Source organism: Mesorhizobium sp. WSM4846 (genome assembly GCF_055811415.1).
The window spans coordinates 14,296-30,562 of record NZ_JBVVPZ010000006.1 but is presented as its reverse complement, the minus strand read 5'-3'; the positions used below and the strand labels follow the sequence as shown (position 1 = coordinate 30,562).

General features: G+C 59.5%; 14 protein-coding genes and 2 pseudogenes. 7 read left to right on the top strand and 9 right to left on the bottom strand.

Features of this window, described 5'->3' with window-relative positions; all coding sequences use genetic code 11:
* Both AC0L15_RS07670 and AC0L15_RS07665 read left to right on the top strand, forming a co-directional pair.
* Positions 1-843, top strand: a complete 843-nt coding sequence (locus AC0L15_RS07670) for an ATP-dependent DNA ligase (protein WP_473496092.1) — start codon at positions 1-3, stop codon at positions 841-843.
* Between the two features lie 58 nt (positions 844-901).
* On the top strand, positions 902-1,132 hold the full coding sequence (locus AC0L15_RS07665) for a hypothetical protein (RefSeq protein WP_473496091.1): 231 nt from the start codon (positions 902-904) through the stop codon (positions 1,130-1,132).
* A 78-nt stretch (positions 1,133-1,210) separates the two neighbouring features.
* On the opposite strand, the gene AC0L15_RS07660 is transcribed toward AC0L15_RS07665, so the two are convergent.
* The 3 genes from AC0L15_RS07660 to AC0L15_RS07650 form a co-directional block, all read right to left on the bottom strand.
* Positions 1,211-1,486: a DUF5334 family protein gene (locus tag AC0L15_RS07660; RefSeq protein ID WP_254022756.1), complete on the bottom strand. Its 276-nt coding sequence runs from the start codon at positions 1,484-1,486 to the stop codon at positions 1,211-1,213.
* A gap of 11 nt (positions 1,487-1,497) precedes the next feature.
* Positions 1,498-1,629: a YHYH domain-containing protein gene (locus tag AC0L15_RS07655; protein WP_367185466.1), complete on the bottom strand. Its 132-nt coding sequence runs from the start codon at positions 1,627-1,629 to the stop codon at positions 1,498-1,500.
* Between the two features lie 190 nt (positions 1,630-1,819).
* On the bottom strand, positions 1,820-2,221 hold the full coding sequence (locus AC0L15_RS07650) for a hypothetical protein (protein ID WP_473496090.1): 402 nt from the start codon (positions 2,219-2,221) through the stop codon (positions 1,820-1,822).
* Positions 2,222-2,557: 336 nt separating this feature from the next.
* On the opposite strand from AC0L15_RS07650, the pseudogene AC0L15_RS07645 reads away from it, so the two are divergent.
* Positions 2,558-2,943 (top strand): annotated as a pseudogene (locus tag AC0L15_RS07645) (transposase); the annotation flags it as partial.
* Positions 2,944-2,962: 19 nt separating this feature from the next.
* Here AC0L15_RS07645 and AC0L15_RS07640 read toward each other — a convergent pair.
* Together AC0L15_RS07640 and AC0L15_RS07635 are read right to left on the bottom strand one after the other, a co-directional pair.
* Positions 2,963-3,097 (bottom strand): annotated as a pseudogene (locus tag AC0L15_RS07640) (EamA family transporter); the annotation flags it as partial.
* A gap of 54 nt (positions 3,098-3,151) precedes the next feature.
* Entirely contained in the window at positions 3,152-5,398 is a 2,247-nt protein-coding gene (locus tag AC0L15_RS07635; protein WP_473496089.1) for a heavy metal translocating P-type ATPase, read from the bottom strand.
* Between the two features lie 70 nt (positions 5,399-5,468).
* On the opposite strand from AC0L15_RS07635, the gene AC0L15_RS07630 reads away from it, so the two are divergent.
* Positions 5,469-5,891 (top strand): MerR family transcriptional regulator, encoded by a 423-nt coding sequence (locus tag AC0L15_RS07630; protein ID WP_473496088.1) that lies wholly within the window; start codon positions 5,469-5,471, stop codon positions 5,889-5,891.
* A 243-nt stretch (positions 5,892-6,134) separates the two neighbouring features.
* Positions 6,135-6,293, top strand: a complete 159-nt coding sequence (locus tag AC0L15_RS07625; RefSeq protein ID WP_473496086.1) for a hypothetical protein — start codon at positions 6,135-6,137, stop codon at positions 6,291-6,293.
* Between the two features lie 115 nt (positions 6,294-6,408).
* Here AC0L15_RS07625 and AC0L15_RS07620 read toward each other — a convergent pair whose 3' ends face one another.
* The 4 genes from AC0L15_RS07620 to nifA form a co-directional block, all read right to left on the bottom strand.
* Entirely contained in the window at positions 6,409-7,524 is a 1,116-nt protein-coding gene (locus tag AC0L15_RS07620) for a Fic family protein (RefSeq protein ID WP_473496085.1), read from the bottom strand.
* Positions 7,525-7,820: 296 nt separating this feature from the next.
* The gene (locus tag AC0L15_RS07615) at positions 7,821-8,852 is read right to left on the bottom strand and encodes an LLM class flavin-dependent oxidoreductase (protein WP_473496084.1); all 1,032 of its coding nucleotides are present in this window, start codon (positions 8,850-8,852) and stop codon (positions 7,821-7,823) included.
* 87 nt (positions 8,853-8,939) lie between these two features.
* On the bottom strand, positions 8,940-10,082 hold the full coding sequence (gene hisC, locus AC0L15_RS07610; protein WP_473496083.1) for a histidinol-phosphate transaminase: 1,143 nt from the start codon (positions 10,080-10,082) through the stop codon (positions 8,940-8,942).
* 233 nt (positions 10,083-10,315) lie between these two features.
* Positions 10,316-12,100, bottom strand: a complete 1,785-nt coding sequence (gene nifA / locus AC0L15_RS07605; protein ID WP_473496212.1) for a nif-specific transcriptional activator NifA — start codon at positions 12,098-12,100, stop codon at positions 10,316-10,318.
* 1,159 nt (positions 12,101-13,259) lie between these two features.
* Here nifA and AC0L15_RS07600 point away from each other — a divergent pair.
* Both AC0L15_RS07600 and AC0L15_RS07595 read left to right on the top strand, forming a co-directional pair.
* Positions 13,260-14,558 (top strand): dicarboxylate/amino acid:cation symporter, encoded by a 1,299-nt coding sequence (locus AC0L15_RS07600; RefSeq protein ID WP_473496082.1) that lies wholly within the window; start codon positions 13,260-13,262, stop codon positions 14,556-14,558.
* Positions 14,559-14,840: 282 nt separating this feature from the next.
* Positions 14,841-15,905: a LacI family DNA-binding transcriptional regulator gene (locus tag AC0L15_RS07595; protein ID WP_473496211.1), complete on the top strand. Its 1,065-nt coding sequence runs from the start codon at positions 14,841-14,843 to the stop codon at positions 15,903-15,905.
* The last annotated feature ends 362 nt before the right edge of the window (positions 15,906-16,267 follow it).

Below are 16,267 nucleotides of genomic sequence, written 5' to 3'. Positions count from 1 at the left end.
ATGATGCCTACCTTGGTGGCAAAGCCGCCCCAAGGCGATGACTGGATGCATGAAGCCAAATTCGACGGCTACCGCTCCCAGATCATCATCGACGCTGGCGGTGCGCGGATTTTCACCCGCCGCGGGCTCGACTGGACCTCCAAATACCGCGATCTGGTCGAGGCAGCCAAAGGTCTCAACTTACAGAACGCCATCATTGACGGCGAAGTCGTCGTGTTGAATGAGACTGGCCTTTCGGATTTTGCCGCGCTGCGCAAGGCAATCACCAGGCGCCAGCAAGACCTCTATTTCGTCGCGTTCGATATGCTGCATCTCAATGGCCACGACTTGCGCGACATGGCGCTTGAGGATCGGCGGGAAATCCTCGCCGGCCTCATAGGGTCCGACGGTCGCATCCAGTTCAGCGAGACGATGCCGGGCGAAGCCAACGCGATCTATCATCTGATCGACGCGGCCGGTCTGGAAGGGATGGTATCGAAGCGTCGAGACAGCAAATATCGCAGCGGGCCGACCACCAATTGGCTGAAGACAAAATCCTTCACCGAAAGCGAGTTCGAGCTTCTTGGCGTCGAACGCGAGCGGGGTAAGCCGGCCTTTGCTCTGATGGCCGAGCCGGAGACCCGCAAGTATGTCGGCAGCGCGTTTGTCAGTGTAAATCGCGAGATGCGGGAGCGGCTTTGGAAACGCGTCCAGGAACATGCCGGGCCACCGCCAAAGGACATGCCAAAGCGGCCGGCAACGCAGTGGGTCAAACCGGGCATCAAAGCCCGCGTGAAGCACCTCAGAGGCGAGGAAGATCTTCGGCACGCATCGCTGCAGGATTTTTGGGATGAAGGAATTTAATGCGCTCCGTCCGAGCGCCTAGCGCGAGGCAAGGGACGGGCGCTAGAAGGGAGGCCCTATGAAACGCAAGCCCAGTAAATCCGGATTCAACAAACTTCTCGACGTCGACACCACACTCCTATCAGCCGAGCCTTTGATCGGACTCCTCGAACTGGAGACCGACACCGGCACGATCGAGCTGGCTATGAATAGGACCTTGGCCGAGCAACTTCTATTTGCCATCGTTGAATTTCTCCAGGCAGGCAAGGGAGATGATGCCCCAACATTTGCGGTCGAGCGTTCGCAATAGGGTCGCTGAACCGATGGCCGGCAACAACTGGCAAGAAGATATCGCGGCCCGCTGCGCCAGCGCAGTTGATGAGCGAGATCAGTCGTCTTCCATTTCAAGAGTCCGATACTCGCCGCTTTCGTTGTCGTAGACCTCGACTTCAACTGTCGATCCGTGTCGCCGGATACTTTCGACGGTTACGTCTCGATATTCGCCAGCACCACTATCAAATATTTCGATGTCCCTGCCCGTCCTGACAAGATTACCCTTGCCAATCTCAACAGACTCGCCAGTCGTCGTATCCGTCCCATCCCAAGCATATGCATCGGACGCGCCCAAAACGAGTCCGATTGCGAGCGCAAAACATTTGATCATAGTAAGCCGCCCTAATGGCAGTGATATTGGCCAGTTTTATGATTCGTATGGCAGCCGTTTGAGTCTGTTCCGCCGCCATGGCTGAACGCCGGGGCAACGCTATAGGCGCCAAAAAGAACACTAAGAAAAATCAGATATTTCATTCCGCCCTCCCAAGTAGATGGCTATTCGGCGCTCAATCTTGGCGAGAGTCAAGAGAACACGGAAAGGCGGTCTGTGTGGCGGGCTCGTCGACGATCATAGACGAGTTGCGCTCGATCGGTGCCGTAGGACTTCTGCGCTTGCTCGTGATCCATGCTTGCGACCTGGGAGCGTTCATTCGATCAAATGGGTTCAAGTTCCACCAGGAATTCCGGCATGGCTTCGGCTATTCGATTGTACGCAAGTTTCGAACAAGCCGAACGAGCCAAGCAGCGCAATGGCGATCATGTCGACGGTGCTCTTTGTATCCCTCAATCCGCGTCCGAAATCTGTCAAATACCGTGCAGGGTCGGGCTTAGAATATAGTCCGGCGACGCCGGACCAATTCGGATGTGCGATTTCACTCAGGCTCTCGTAGCTGGCAAGCACCCCGGGTACGGCTTTGTCCATGCGGTCGATACAGCTCAGGATTTGCATGGCCTGTGGCCCATCCGGCCATTTACGTGAGTCCACGAGCAGCCGTATCAGCAGATCGTTCAGGTCTTGCGGTGAATGGGTATGCCGCGCATCGAGAATTTCCCAGAGTTTCCACACCAGGGCAGCATTCTCGGTGAGCGCTCGGGTCAAAAGGGCGGCAACGCTCAGGTCCTCGCGTCCAAGAGCATCGCATGCATTGCGCGCCAGCTTCGCTCCGCCAGACCAGCGCTTCGCGTGCGCACAGCAATTGGAATGGCGCTTTGGACCAAACCCCTAAAGCGGCAGCGTCGATACGAGCCGGCAGATTTTCGCGCAGCCTGTTGGCAAACTTGCGCGCTTCGACAAGCTCTGCAGAGACCATGTTTGGAGCGCACTTCATTCTTCCTGCCCCATCTTATCTGAGTCCCGCCGATCGGCGAACTCCGGCCAAAGATCGGCCAAGTATCTCGCAATCTGAGAGCCGAGTTCCTCGACTTAGAGAACGCCATCCGGCACTCGCTGAAGTCGTTCGTCACCCGCTTGGGCAAGGTCGGACGCGGGGCGTTCGAGCGGGCGGTGCGCCAAGCGGTGGCGGACGATCCGCTGCCGAGCGAACTGTTGGACGCGATGCTGGCGGTGCGCGACGCGGTAGAAACAGTATTGCCGGCTGCACGATCTCGTCGTGAAAATTGTCGGGCGTAGTGAGCCGTGCGGGCGCTTCATGGCTATCCCAGGTGTCGGTCCGGTGACGGCGCTTTCGCTCATGACTGCGATCGATGATCCGACGCGCTTCCGCCGCTCGCGTGACGTCGCGGCCTACTTCGCTGACGTCGCGGCGCTGGCAGTCGGGGATGGCCATGAAGCGCCGGCACGGCTCGCTGCGAGATGCAGCAAGAGACCTACCCCCATCAGCACGCCGGCTAGCACCAGCCGGGCAGTCAGCGGCTCACCCAAAAGGGCAATCGCCAGAAATGCCCCGATAAACGGCGCGGGCGAATAATAAGCGCCGCTTCGATGCGAATGGTTGTTGCTCATCGAGCCGTCCCAAACGACATAGAAGGCGGCAATCTACACCCCACCTTTCCAGCGCAACAGCCGCATGGCGTTGGCTGTCACCAGCACCGTCGCGCCTGTGTCGGCGAGAATGGCGGGCCACAGGCCGGTGATGCCGACTACGGTCGTCACCAGGAACACCGCCTTCAGCCCCAACGCCATGGTGATGTTCTGCTTGATGTTGGCCATGGTCGCCTGAGACAGTTTTATCATCGCCGCGACATCGCCGACGCGGCCATGCAGCACCGCCGCATCTGCCGTCTCCAGGGCGACATCGGTGCCGCCGCCCATGGCAATGCCGATGTCGGCCGCGGCGAGCGCCGGCGCATCGTTGATGCCGTCGCCGACCTTAGCGACCGTCAGCCCCTGCCCTTTCAACTCGCCGACAATGCGCTGCTTGTCTTCGGGCAGCAGTTCCGAGCGCACCTCGATATCGAGGTGCTTGCCGATTGCTGCCGCCGTGCGCTGGTTGTCGCCAGTCAGCATGACAGTCCTGATGCCAACATCGGTCAGCGCCTTGAGGCCGGCCTGCGCGTCCGGCCGAGGCTCGTCGCGCATGGCGATGAAACCGGCCAGCACATCGTTGATCAGCAGCACCGACACCGACTTGCCCTGGTCGTTGAGGTCGGCGATGCGGGCCACCTGCTCGGCCGGGAGCGCGACCTTCTCGCCTCCAGCGATCGGCGAGCCCAGGAAGACGTTCTTACCGCCAATGCGACCGACGACGCCCTTGCCGCCGAGCGCCTTGGCCTCTGCCGCCGGCGGCACCGGCACGTGTTGGGCCTTGGCCTTTCGCAGGATCGCCAGAGCCAGCGGATGGCTCGATCCGGTTTCGAGTGCAGCGGCCAACGATAGCACCTCTTTTTCGCTGATCCCGATGGCCACGACATCCGTCACCACGGGCTTGCCTTGAGTCAGCGTCCCGGTCTTGTCCAAAGCCACGGCGGTGATCTTGCCCAAGCCTTCCAGCACCGCGCCGCCTTTCATTAAAAGACCACGCCTGGCGCCGGCCGAGAGCGAGGCGGCGATTGCCGCCGGCACCGATATGACGAGGGCGCAGGGGCAGCCGATGAGCAGCAGCGCCAAGCCTTTGTAGATCCATTCGTTCCAGTCGTCGCCGAAGGCCAGCGGCGGGACGACGGCCACCAGAGCCCCCAGGGCGACGACGGCGGGCGTATACCAGCGTGAGAAACGGTCGATGAAGCGTTCCGTCGGCGCCTTGCTTTCCTGGGCCTCCTCGACCAGCTTGACGATACGGGCGATGGTGTTGTCGGACGCCGCAGCCGTGACGGTTATGCGCAACACGCCGTCGCCATTGATGGTGCCGGCGAGTACGTCCGCGTCGACGCCCTTGCGCACCGGCACGCTTTCCCCCGACACCGGCGATTCATCGATGGCGCTTTCGCCCTCGATGATCTTGCCGTCGGCTGGAATGCGATCGCCCGGCCGCACCAGAATGACGGCGCCAACCCCAAGCGCTTCGGCCGGAACTTCGCGCGTGGCGCCATTCTCCTCCAGGAATGCCGTCTTGGGCACCAGCGTGGTCAGCGCCTGGATGCTGGAGCGCGCCTTGCCGGCGGCCACGCCTTCCAGCAACTCGCCGACGAGGAACAGGAAGACCACGGTGGCGGCTTCCTCGCCGGCACCGATGATGACGGCGCCGATCGCGGCGATGGTCATCAGCATTTCGATGGTGAAGGGAATGCCGGCAAGCGCGGCCATAACAGCTCGCCGTGCAATCGGCACCAGTCCGATCAGCATGGCGGCAATGAAAAGCCAGACGCCGGTGGCCGGCCAGACATAGTGAATCGCAAAAGCTGCGGCCAATGCGGCGCCGCTGGCGATGCTCAGCCGGCCTTTGGCGCTGTTCCACCACGGCCCCGTGGCCGGCGTGTGGTCGTGGCCATGCAAGCCCTCCACGTCGTCGTGGTCATCTTTGGCTGTGCCGGCATGGTCGCGGCCAGCATGGTCGTGGCCAGCGTGGTCATGGCCGCCTTTGGTGCCGTGCCCGACCGGCTTGGCAATCTGTCCGGCTTCGCTCGTGAGCTGAGCCACAGAATAGCCGAGGCCCGTCACCTTCTTTTCGATCGCGGCGAGGTCGCTTTCGGCAGTGTGCCTGACGGTCATGGTGGCGGCAGTGACCGAGACGTTCACATCCCGGACTCCATGCATGCGGCGCACCGCGCTATCGATTTTCGTCGCGCAGCCGGCACAATCCATGCCTTCAACGCGATAACGAGTTTGTGCGGCGGTTGCAGCCATCGTCTCACTCCTTGAACCATTCCAGCGGCACGCTACATTCTCTAGCGACTAGAGGAGCAAGCGAAAAATCATGTGCAGTGTCCCGATTGGCGAAGCGGCACGACAGAGCGGCGTGAAAGTGCCGACCATCCGCTACTATGAGCATATCGGCCTGCTGCCCTCGCCGAACCGCAGCGAGGGAAATCGACGGCACTATGAAACCAGCGATTTGCGCCGGCTGGCGTTTATTCGCCATTCACGCGAGTTGGGATTCGGCATCGAAGCCATCCGCACCCTGCTGACGTTGCAGGATAATCCCAGCCAGCCCTGCGCCACGGCCGACACCATAGCCCAGGCGCGGCTGGCCGACGTCGTTCAGCGGATACGCAGCCTCACGGCATTGAAGGCCGAACTTGAACTCATGGTCGAAGGCTGCCGGCACGGGAAGGTCGGCGAATGCCGGGTGATTGAGGTGCTGGCCGATCACAGCCAATGCGAACACGCCCGGCACTGACTGGACCCGATCTCGAACGATCTAATCATTCGTGAGCCGGCCTTTCCGCCACCCTCCAGGTCATGAGGCGCGACCGCACGGCGAGGCGATGGTTTTGACCACGGCTAAGCCACCGAGCTGAAGTCCGGCTTGCACTCCGGCAATTGGTAGCAGCCGCCCTCTATTCCTTTGCATCGGCGCGTCGCAAGAACGTGATTTGCTTTGGTCATGTAACAAACCAGATGGGCCAGACCGAAGGTGATTTTGAGAAAAGGCGAAGCCGACGGCACCGCCGATGCGTTGGCCGTTATTGCTTCGGTCGCCCGAAGTGCCATGAAGATTGCCGAACTTGAAGATGAAAAAGCGTTGGCACCACATCCGTTGCCCTGGAATTCTCAGCGAAATGCAGATGGACCCGTTTAAGTCGGACTTGGTGCCCAGGCTTCGCCCAGCGCGATCCTGAATTCATAGACCTTTTTGCTCAAAACTTCGCACGTGTCGCTGCGCGAGTAAGGTGGCAATAAATCCGTGCTGCGGTTTACCTGCGGTCATCCAGAATGTTCAGGGCGTAACGCGTGTGTCGCCGTTCGCCAGTTCTAATCAACGCGCCCTTGGAAACGAGGTCTTGCAGATCTCTTGTCGCCGTCGCGCGCGATGCTTGAGTGATGGCGATATAATTCTCGGCGCTGAGCCCTCCTTTGAACCCGTCGATGCCTTCGCGGAACATTCGGGCGATGACCTTTTCCTGCCGCTCGTTGAACTGGTTTCGGTAGCGTTCGTAAAACTTGGCTTTAGCTACGGAGAATTCGACGCGGACCAGCGTTACGCGTTGCGCTTCAAGGATCGTGTTGGCAAAGTAGAGCAGCCAATTTGTTACCGCGTTGCTCTTATTGCTGGCCTGCAGGTTGTCGTAGTAGGCCTTGCGGTGGCGTTCGATCGTGCATGCCAAAGCGATGAGACTTGGTTCACCCAGGCTTTGAGCAAGCGCACTTTCGCAGAGGGCACGGCCTATGCGGCCGTTGCCACCCTCAAATGGGTGGATGCTCTCGAAATAAAGGTGCGCGATACCGGCTCGCGTCAACGCCGGGAGCGGCGTCTTACCTTTAGGCGCGGTATCGTTGAACCAAGCGGTGAAAGCATCCATTTCGGCTTTGACCCGCGCTGAGGGAGGTGCCTCGAAATGCATTTTGGGCTTATCCAGCCGATTGGAAACGATCTGCATGACGTCGGCATGCTGGCGGTAATTGCCAATGGTCTCAATACGCCGTTCCCCCGACATCACCATCTTGTGCCAAGCGTAGAGAGTGCGATGCGAGAGGGCATGGCCAAAATGTAAATACACGTCGGCCATCATTTCCGCGATGCCGCGCTCGGCAGGCGGAATGCGCCTGTTCTCGCTGCCCAGCCCAAGTTGCTGGCGCAGGGCTGATTGCAGACTCTCGCGGTTGAGGTATTCCCCCTCAATCGCGGATGTCTTCAAGGCCTCTTCACTGATAAGATCGATGCGTATCTGGTCGCGTTCGTCAGAACCGACGTGTCGAAAGACACCCAGGAACTCACCCGATCGGAGCAGGAACTCGCTTTCCAGCGGTTCCAATTCTTCCTTATCGTAGGTAAAATGCGGCCAGTCAGCCTGCTCCCAATTCCATACCATGAGTTATAGCGTACCTTTCTATAACTCATAGCGCCTTAAATAATGAGCTATAGCAATCCCCTCTATGCCTCAGAAACCGGGGTTTTGCCCTGGTACGCACAAGTTCGCCCTCTCGCGAAACGAAATCGGGGCGATTTCTTAATCGGCAGGCCGGTCGCTCCAAGTATCTAGGGCCTCCACAAGCGTGCGCGCCCTCCGCCCACACACCAAGCACTATATCGGCATCATGCGCGGGACCGGGAAGGTGATGGTGCGCCGGAGAAATTCAACTCCGAAGGCGGAGCGCGCATTCCACGTCAGGTAACTCGAGCCATGATTTCAGATTGGATCGTCCTTGCGGTGTATAGCGAAGCGTCTAAGGACAGATTCCCAAATGCAAGTTGGCAAAGTAGATAATTAGCACCGGCCTCTTCGAGCTGATCAAGAAGAGCTTGTCGCGCGGAAGATGCCGTTCCCACAACGCACAATTCGCTTTCGATTGCTGCATCCAAGCTCAGCGGCAGATTTGGGGGCGTCTGGAGCGCATTGAGGTCGTAGAGGAACCTGAAGCTCTTGAGCCATCGTTCGTAAGCGGGTGCCGCGAGCGCATATGCATCTGTTTCCGATCGCGCGATCACGACCATGCGGAGCATTCCAAGAAATGGCCCTCGCTCGTCCGCGTCGTCGGCACTGCGCTCCCGGCAGGCTCGGAATGCATCTGTGATTCTGCGAACAGAAGAGGCAGGTCCCAGGCACGCGATATTGGCGCCACTTGAAGCGGCCCAGCTGGCCGACTCGGGTCTATTGGTGGCGATCCATGTCGGTGGATGGGGGCGCTGATAAGATCTCAGCGTCAAAGGGACGTCATTCAGCTCAAAATGGCGGCCGCGATAGGACAGCGTGTCGCCCTTCATCGCCTTGATGAGGATTTCGCTGGCTTCCGCGTAGTGACCTGGCGCCGCCTCCGCAGCAATCCCGAAGTAACCCAGTTCGACTGGGAGAGAGCCGCGCCCTATACCCAGTTCGACCCTGCCACCACTCAATTGGTCCAGCATGCAGATCTCCTCGAACGCACGCAGCGGATGATAAAGGGCAAGGAGCATTACCATCGGGCCGACGCGAAGGTGCCGGGTGCGCTGGACGACGCTAGATAAGAACAGATTCGGCGATGGGCCCCTCCCGTGCGGAGTGCAGTGGTGCTCTGCCAGATGATATGCGTAGAAACCAAGGTGATCGCAGGCCTCTGCCAAACTCAGGCGATTGGCGTATTGCCGGGCAATCTCGCAGCCGTCCTCGTCCAGGTGGTCGAATATGCCGAAGGTCAGGCCCTGTGGGAAGGCATTCTTCACGCGATTTTCTCCAACTCTTTGCAACAGTTCGTGGCTCGCAATGATGCAAGCAAATTCAAATTATCGGTGCGCTTAATGGCCGGGGAACTATCGACTGGTTAAGGCAGCAGCCGCTGACCGCCGGCACAGCGGGATCGTTTCCTCCGCCCTTCCTGCTATCTCTCTGGCGGCGTCAAGGAATTCATCCATCTCGGTTTTTGTACCGATGCTGATGCGGATGTAATTTTCCAGCCCTGCATCCGGAAAGAAGGCGACGAGTATCTTTTGCCTTTCCAAGGCTGCTTGCCACCATGAGCCTTCCTGCCCCGGTGGAACACGCGCTAGCAGGAAATTTGCGTGAGAAGGTATTACGGAAAATCCGATTTTCGACAGTGCCACCGTCACCCGCTGTCTTTCATGCTTGATGTGCTTGTGGTTCTCGGCATAGGCGGCGCGGTGCCCAAGCACACTGATGCCAACCGCCTGACCGATCACATTCATGTTGAAGACGTTCTGGAGATCCCGCAGCCTGCCAATGACTTCGGGGTGGCCAAGTCCAAAACCGACGCGAATGCCGGCGGTGGCATAGCTTTTCGAGAATGTTCTCAAGATCAGGAGGTTTGGATAGCGATCGAGGAGATGCAGACCATTGTCCGGTGCAAAATCGACATAGGCCTCATCCAAGACAATCAGACGGTCTGATTGTGATACCAGGCGTTCAACATCGGCCACAGGAACAAACGTTCCGGTCGGATTGTTTGGGTTGGCCAGCAGAATGAACTTGGCATCTTTTGCCGGTCCCAAAAGCAAGTCTTCGACGGGCAAGGAATGGTCTGCGCACCATCCGATTTCGAGAAATTGAGCACCCTGCAAACGGGCAAGTTTGCGGTTGAACGAAAACCCCGGCGACATCATCGCCATTCTGTCTCCTGGAACCAGGAAAGCTCTGTAGATAAGCCCGAGCAGTTCAGACGATCCGTTTCCGGCGATCACCTGATCCTTCGAGACGCCGTAGGCTTCCGACGCTGCTTGCCTCAAGCTGACGTTGTCGTCTTCTGGATATAGATATTGCCGTTCGAGAGCCGCCATCGCACTTTGCATTATGGCTTTCGGCAACGGAAACGGGTTCTCGTTCGTGTTTAGCTTGACGCAACAAGGATCCGGCGCCGGTTTGTCGGACAGCAGAACATCTAACTGTCCCGCTACTTGCGAAAGGGAAGAAAGCACAGTTTGCAGTTTTGCATCAGACATCAATTTTTCTCCGTTTCGGTCTCAGTGCGTCCGGTACGAGCTGGTGATCAAGACATGGCCTGGACCACCGACGATGGCGCTGCCGCCAGACCCGGGTGCACGGTGGGGCGACGACCGCGGGGGCAGCGCGGCCTGTGCGATCGGATCGGAATTGCAGGAGCCCCGCATCACTCGTCTCAAGGCGCCAAGGCACGAATGCTTGATCGTCCCAGCTACTCGGCTCGGTGATTTATTCAAAGACGCTTGATCTCGATGCCGTATTTCCTCAACACGTAGCCGATCTGGCGCGGCGTCAGTCCGAGCAGGCGTGCCGCCTTTGCCTGGACCCAGCCACATCTCTCCATCGCCTGGATGACACGTTCGGCATCGGCCATTCTCGCAGAGTGGATTACCCCGACTGGGTCCAGCGGCGGCTGCCCTTCGGTCGCTGACGGCGGTGGGACGGCGGCAGAACTAACCCCAGCAGCCGGCGGTATGGCCCGAACCACTGGTAGCGGCCCGATCGGCGAAGGTTGCAGCGCAACTTTGCCAACTCTGCAATTATGCAGCGCCTCGGCGAAGCATTTGCCCTGGCAGCATGCAAAGTCATCTTTCCCGATTGATGGCCCCGCCGCCAGAACCGCGGTCCGATACACGCAGTTTTCCAATTCGCGAATGTTGCCGGGAAAGTCACAGTTTATCAGTACTTCGATCGCGCTCGGATCGAAGGTCAACATAAGGCCATTCTCATCGTTGAAATTCCTGAGAAACTCAGCTGCGAGGAGCGGAATATCGCTGCGCCTTTCGCGAAGCGCCGGCACCAGCAAGGGAACAACACTGATGCGGTAGTAGAGGTCGGCACGGAACTCGTTTCTGGCAACTGCCTCTTCCAGGTTCTTGTTCGTGGCGGCAATGATGCGGACGTCGACTTTAATGGTCTGGTTGCCCCCGACCCGCTCAAACTCCTGCTCCTGCAGCACGCGCAAGAGCTTTGCCTGGAACGAGGCCGAAATCTCGCCGATCTCGTCTAGGAACAATGTCCCCTTGTCGGCGAGCTCAAAGCGCCCCTTGCGCGAGTTGAACGCGCTTGTGAATGCACCCTTCTCATGGCCGAACAATTCGGATTCCAGCACAGTCTCGGGTAGCGCCGCGCAATTGAGTTTGATGAAGGGCCGCTTGGCGCGCGGGGACAACTCGTGGATAGCCTTGGCGACCAGCTCCTTCCCGGTACCGGATTCGCCTCGCAACAGAACCGCAATCTTGGCCTTGGCTACGAGCGCGACCTTCTCAAGCAGACCGCGCAACGCCAAACTGTCGCCAATCATCCCCTCCACGTGAGTGTTACGCTGCGGGGCCAGGCGCTTCTGCTTTGGCAGGGAGTCCTGCTTTGCCATCGGTTGCTCGCGGTCGCCCTCAAAAGAGCGATGCGACTTCACTGCCTGCCCTACTAGGTTGGCGATTAGCGGGAGCAGACAGAGGCTGTAATCGAGCCAAACTCTTGAGCCATGGCGCAGTACGTGGTCGATGGTCAGCGTGCCCACGACATTTGCATCGACGCGAATGGGAACGCCGATGAAGGACACTGGTATGTCGTCGGAAGCCCCGAGCACGTCCATGTCGGCGGCGGTGAAAGCCGGATGAACCGCGATGTTCTCGGTGGCCAGGGGCTTGTCCGTCGCCAAAACCTGGTCGATTGCATTTCGTGGCAGGTACGTCCGGCAGCGCTCACTGCAGCTCTCGGTCCGGCCGGCGCCTGCGATGATCTCCAGTTCGCCATCACCGTCGAAAAGAGAGATGATGCCGTGCCTCATCTGCAGAAACGATCGCAGCAGGTCTACAACCTTGGCCAGCCTGACCTCGAGCCCGGAGGGGGCGGTGAGCGCTTTCGAAATTTCGTAGATGCCGGCAAGCGCGCTCGCGCGCGACGGCAGAATGGCGGGTTCCGAGTCATCCCTTTTGGTGTCGTGCAATGATGTGCAGCTTGACGAAGTCTGCTCAGCACTGTCTTCAGATTGGCGACCATTGTCCTGATCTGACATGTCATCCTCGATCTTGGGCCGCGACAGCAACGCCGCGCCATCTGGATCTGCGATGTCCCCCCGCGTAGACGCATCATCAGATGGCATCAGGGCCCGAGCCACCGATGGCCGGCACCAACAAGAATGTCTTCGCACCGCGAGCCGCAGCATGATTGGCGCACTTGCTTGCGGGTGGGAGCCGCTTACCGGAACGCTTGAGACGTTGATGCGGGTAGTCGTGACGTGTCGGCGGGAGGACGCCAGAGTTCCGCAGGCGACATACTGCCTTGCATAAGATCAAGTGTGGGTCACGGTTTTGGGCGTCGGTCAGGCCCTGAGGAGGGGCAAGCCCGAAAGACGCCGGAGGCAAGGCTTGATGCATGGCTTGGCTATCCTTACTGAACTGAGGCGCGGTTCAGGCTTCCGGAGCGCAACCACACGTTGCCCTACAGAGCGGGAATGAGGATGGCTAGTCAACCGAGCTTTCCTCGCATTTCTGAAAGGAAAGCAGGAGGACATGATAGAATTCCATCAACTGAGATTTGCCGACACATCGATCTCGAACGGCAGAGTTACCCCGGCGTGTTCACGGATGCCCGGCGCGGTGAGCCTACGGAGGTGACGCCTCCGGGATGCTGTCGGCGTTAGGGCGGCCGCGTCGGACACTACGGCCCGAAGTGTCGTCGAGCGGCCAAAGTGTTCGCGCTATGAAGCATCTTCTGAGTCGCACCGATGCGCGCCAGGTCCGGTGAATCATTCGGTCTTATCGACGACCCGTCGGGACGCCACGGCTGCAGCGGGAGCGCGGTAAGAGCCAGCTCGTGTAGGGAATCCTCCACTTCCGTGCCCGGCCGGGTCGCAAATGCGACAAAGAAGCGAGCGGGCACAGCGGATGCCAGAGTTACCGACTGGTGGCTGTCAGGCTAAAGCAATGGGTGCAAAGCTGGGCGTTAGTGCGGGATTTCGCCAGAGATGACGGCAACAGTGCGGAAACCCGCACAGCCCACCCTACTGAGTCTGCCTCACCGAGCGGAGGAATACGCGTATTTGGGCGCGGGTCTCCACTTGGCACGCCCCTTGCTGTTCGACATGCCAGCAGCGCGTGACCGGAGCGCCGCGATGGGAGAAGCGCGGGAAGGGAGGAGGCCCCACCCCGATCCGGTCAGGGAGAGAAAAGCTGTTGGCTCCACCAATCCGAAGCGCGGGGCCTGCGCCCCGCAAGGCCTTCTACGCCCAGCTCTACATTCAGGTGCTTACCGCCATCGCCCTCGGTGTCGCAGTTGGCTATTTCTACCCGGAGGTCGGCGAGAGCCTGAAGCCGCTCGGCGATGCCTTCATCAAGCTCGTTAAGATGATTATCGCGCCGGTGATCTTCCTAACCGTGACGACCGGCATTGCCGGCATGAATGACCTCAAGAAGGTCGGCCGGGTCGCCGGCAAGGCAATGATCTATTTCCTCACCTTCTCGAGCCTCGCATTGATTGTCGGTCTCATTGTCGCAAATGTCGTTCAGCCGGGTGCCGGCCTGAACATCGATCCGGCGTCGCTCGATGACCAGGCCGTGAAGGGCTATGCCGCCAAGGTCCACGAGCAGTCGGTGACCGGCTTCCTGATGAACATCATTCCCTCGACGATCGTTAGTGCCTTCGCCGAAGGCGACATCATGCAGGTCCTGTTCTTCTCGGTGCTGTTCGGCATCGCTCTCGCGATGGTCGGCGACACGGGAAAGCCTGTGCTTTCTTTGCTTCAGGCGCTCCTTGCGCCGGTGTTCAAGCTGGTCGGCATTCTGATGAGGGCCGCGCCCGTCGGCGCTTTCGGCGCCATGGCCTTTACCATCGGCAAATATGGCATCGGTTCGGTGGCCAACCTCGCCATGCTGGTCGCGACGTTCTATTTCACCGCCTTCCTCTTCGTATTCGGGATTCTAGGCGCGGTCTGCCGATACAACGGCTTCTCGATCTTTTCTCTCGTGCGCTACATCAAGGAAGAGCTGCTGCTGGTCTTGGCAACGTCCTCCTCGGAGGCCGCGCTGCCCTCGCTCATCGCGAAGATGGAGAACGCCGGCGCGAAGCGTTCCGTCGTGGGTCTCGTCATCCCGACTGGATATTCCTTCAATCTGGACGGCACCAATATCTACATGACGCTCGCCGCCCTCTTCATCGCCCAGGCGACGAACACGCACTTGTCGATGCCCGATCAGATCTTCCTATTGCTTGTCGCGATGCTTTCCTCGAAAGGTGCCGCAGGTATAACAGGGGCCGGCTTTATCACCTTGGCTGCTACGCTCTCCGTAATACCAAGCGTTCCCGTTGCTGGGATGGCTCTCATCCTTGGCGTGGACCGCTTCATGTCCGAATGCCGAGCGCTGACGAACGTAATCGGCAATGCGGTGGCCTCGCTGGTTGTCGCCCGCTGGGAAGGCGAACTGGACGAAACGCGCATGAAAGCTGCCTTCTACGGGAGCTTGCCGAGAGATTAAACCGGCCACCCGCCCCAGCAAGATTGCTGCAGCGCGACCAGCCAAGTCGCCGGCTCATCAGCCACCAAACAATCGGCTCGCTGGGTCTAAACAGCGCTTCGCGGGCCACAGATCAGAAGCATCAAATGCGGTGAGGACAAGAAACATGCACGCCCTATGGAAACGGACCGCAGACCGAGACGCGCCCGGGTGCGCCTGGAGCGCTGATCAATGTATAGGCCGTCGATCGGGGAGGATGCCGAAACCACTTTGCCGCCCCAATCCGTCGCCGGCATGCACCGGATGACGGAGCGCCAGCCGATCAAAATCGGAGCGACGGCAAAGCGCCCTACAATTGCCGATCTCGCCCGCGAAGCGGGGGTGAGCGTGGCAACGGTCGATCGGGTGCTGAACGCTCGCCTTCCGGTGCGGGAGGAGACCGCGCGTCGCGTCCACCACGCGGCCCACGCGATCGGCTATCATGCTGCGGGACTTATCAAACAGCGCATGGGAAAGGACCTGCCCCGCTACCGGCTGGGCTTCATCTTGAGGAAACCGGCCCAGCATTTCTACCAGGAGTTCGCGCGCGAGGTCGAGGCGTCGGTCAGTTCGGCCCACTGCTTCCACGGCATTCCGCTCATCGAATTCGCGCCGTCACATTTGCCTGGGGATCTGACGGCACTGCTCAAGGATCTTGGTAGCCGATGCCACGCGATCGCCATGGTGGCGCCAGATCACCCGAAGATCACGGCAACAGTCGAGGAGCTCAAGGCGAAAGGCATCCCGGTCTTTTCGCTACTTTCTGACTTCGCCGCCGGCGTGCGCGAGGGCTACATAGGTCTCAACAACCGCAGCGTCGGTCGGACGGCAGCTTGGATGTTCTCCAAGGTCGCTAAACGGTCTGGCAAGGTTGCCGTGTTTGTCGGCAGTCACCGTTTCCAGGGTCATGAGCTGCGGGAAAGCGGGTTTCGTTCCTATTTCCGTGAGAACGAGCCAGCATTCGAGGTGCTGGATACGCTCGTCAATCTTGAGAAGCGACAGATCACCTACGAGGCGCTGCTGGATCTTATGCAGCGGGAACCTGAGCTCGTCGGCTTCTACATGGCCGGCGGTGGCATGGAGGGGGCTATCTCCGCCCTCCGGGAAGAGGGCAAAGGCCAGGACCTCGTCGCGATCGTGAATGAAATCACGCCGGAGTCGCGGGGGGCCCTCGCGGACGACATCATCACGATGGCGGTGGCGACGCCACTGCGCCGACTTTGCCAGGAGCTGATGTTGCTGATGGATCGCGCCATCAAGACCGGCACCGCGGAGACGCCGGGGCAGACATTTCTCCCGTTTGACATCTATCTGCCGGAAAACATCTGAAATGATGTGATCTATCGCCATGGCCGACATTCCTTCCATAAATGCCTCGCAGTCCACTCCACTCGGGACGGCGTGCGCATTTCAAATGAAGTGTACGCTCTGCTCATTCAGATCGAGAGCGAAGCCGTGCTGGGGGGATCTCCTCAATTCAATAACGTTAGATGAAGCTAAGCGTGAAGCTCTTACAAAGGAGCTTCGTCAGTTGTGGGAGCAACGCTGCATTCGGCTGCATCCCTCACAAGCTGCTCGCGTCCGTCAAGGCGCCGATCGTTTGCTGGACGAAGCATAACGGGCTCACCAAAATGGCTCTTTCTTCATGCGGTGTTCCGAACAGGAGCGGTGTGTTGCCCAGAGTCGGCCCG

What these genes read in the sequence shown, in the direction of transcription:
- nifA (WP_473496212.1), bottom strand. Translation starts at nt 12,100, where the DNA reads ATGTCAGATCAGGACAATGGTCGCCAATCTGAAGACAGTGCTGAGCAG.
- AC0L15_RS07595 (WP_473496211.1), top strand. Translation starts at nt 14,841, where the DNA reads ATGACGGAGCGCCAGCCGATCAAAATCGGAGCGACGGCAAAGCGCCCT.
- AC0L15_RS07660 (WP_254022756.1), bottom strand. Translation starts at nt 1,486, where the DNA reads ATGATCAAATGTTTTGCGCTCGCAATCGGACTCGTTTTGGGCGCGTCC.
- AC0L15_RS07665 (WP_473496091.1), top strand. Translation starts at nt 902, where the DNA reads ATGAAACGCAAGCCCAGTAAATCCGGATTCAACAAACTTCTCGACGTC.
- AC0L15_RS07670 (WP_473496092.1), top strand. Translation starts at nt 1, where the DNA reads ATGATGCCTACCTTGGTGGCAAAGCCGCCCCAAGGCGATGACTGGATG.
- AC0L15_RS07655 (WP_367185466.1), bottom strand. Translation starts at nt 1,629, where the DNA reads ATGAAATATCTGATTTTTCTTAGTGTTCTTTTTGGCGCCTATAGCGTT.
- AC0L15_RS07635 (WP_473496089.1), bottom strand. Translation starts at nt 5,398, where the DNA reads ATGGCTGCAACCGCCGCACAAACTCGTTATCGCGTTGAAGGCATGGAT.
- AC0L15_RS07630 (WP_473496088.1), top strand. Translation starts at nt 5,469, where the DNA reads ATGTGCAGTGTCCCGATTGGCGAAGCGGCACGACAGAGCGGCGTGAAA.
- AC0L15_RS07620 (WP_473496085.1), bottom strand. Translation starts at nt 7,524, where the DNA reads ATGGTATGGAATTGGGAGCAGGCTGACTGGCCGCATTTTACCTACGAT.
- hisC (WP_473496083.1), bottom strand. Translation starts at nt 10,082, where the DNA reads ATGTCTGATGCAAAACTGCAAACTGTGCTTTCTTCCCTTTCGCAAGTA.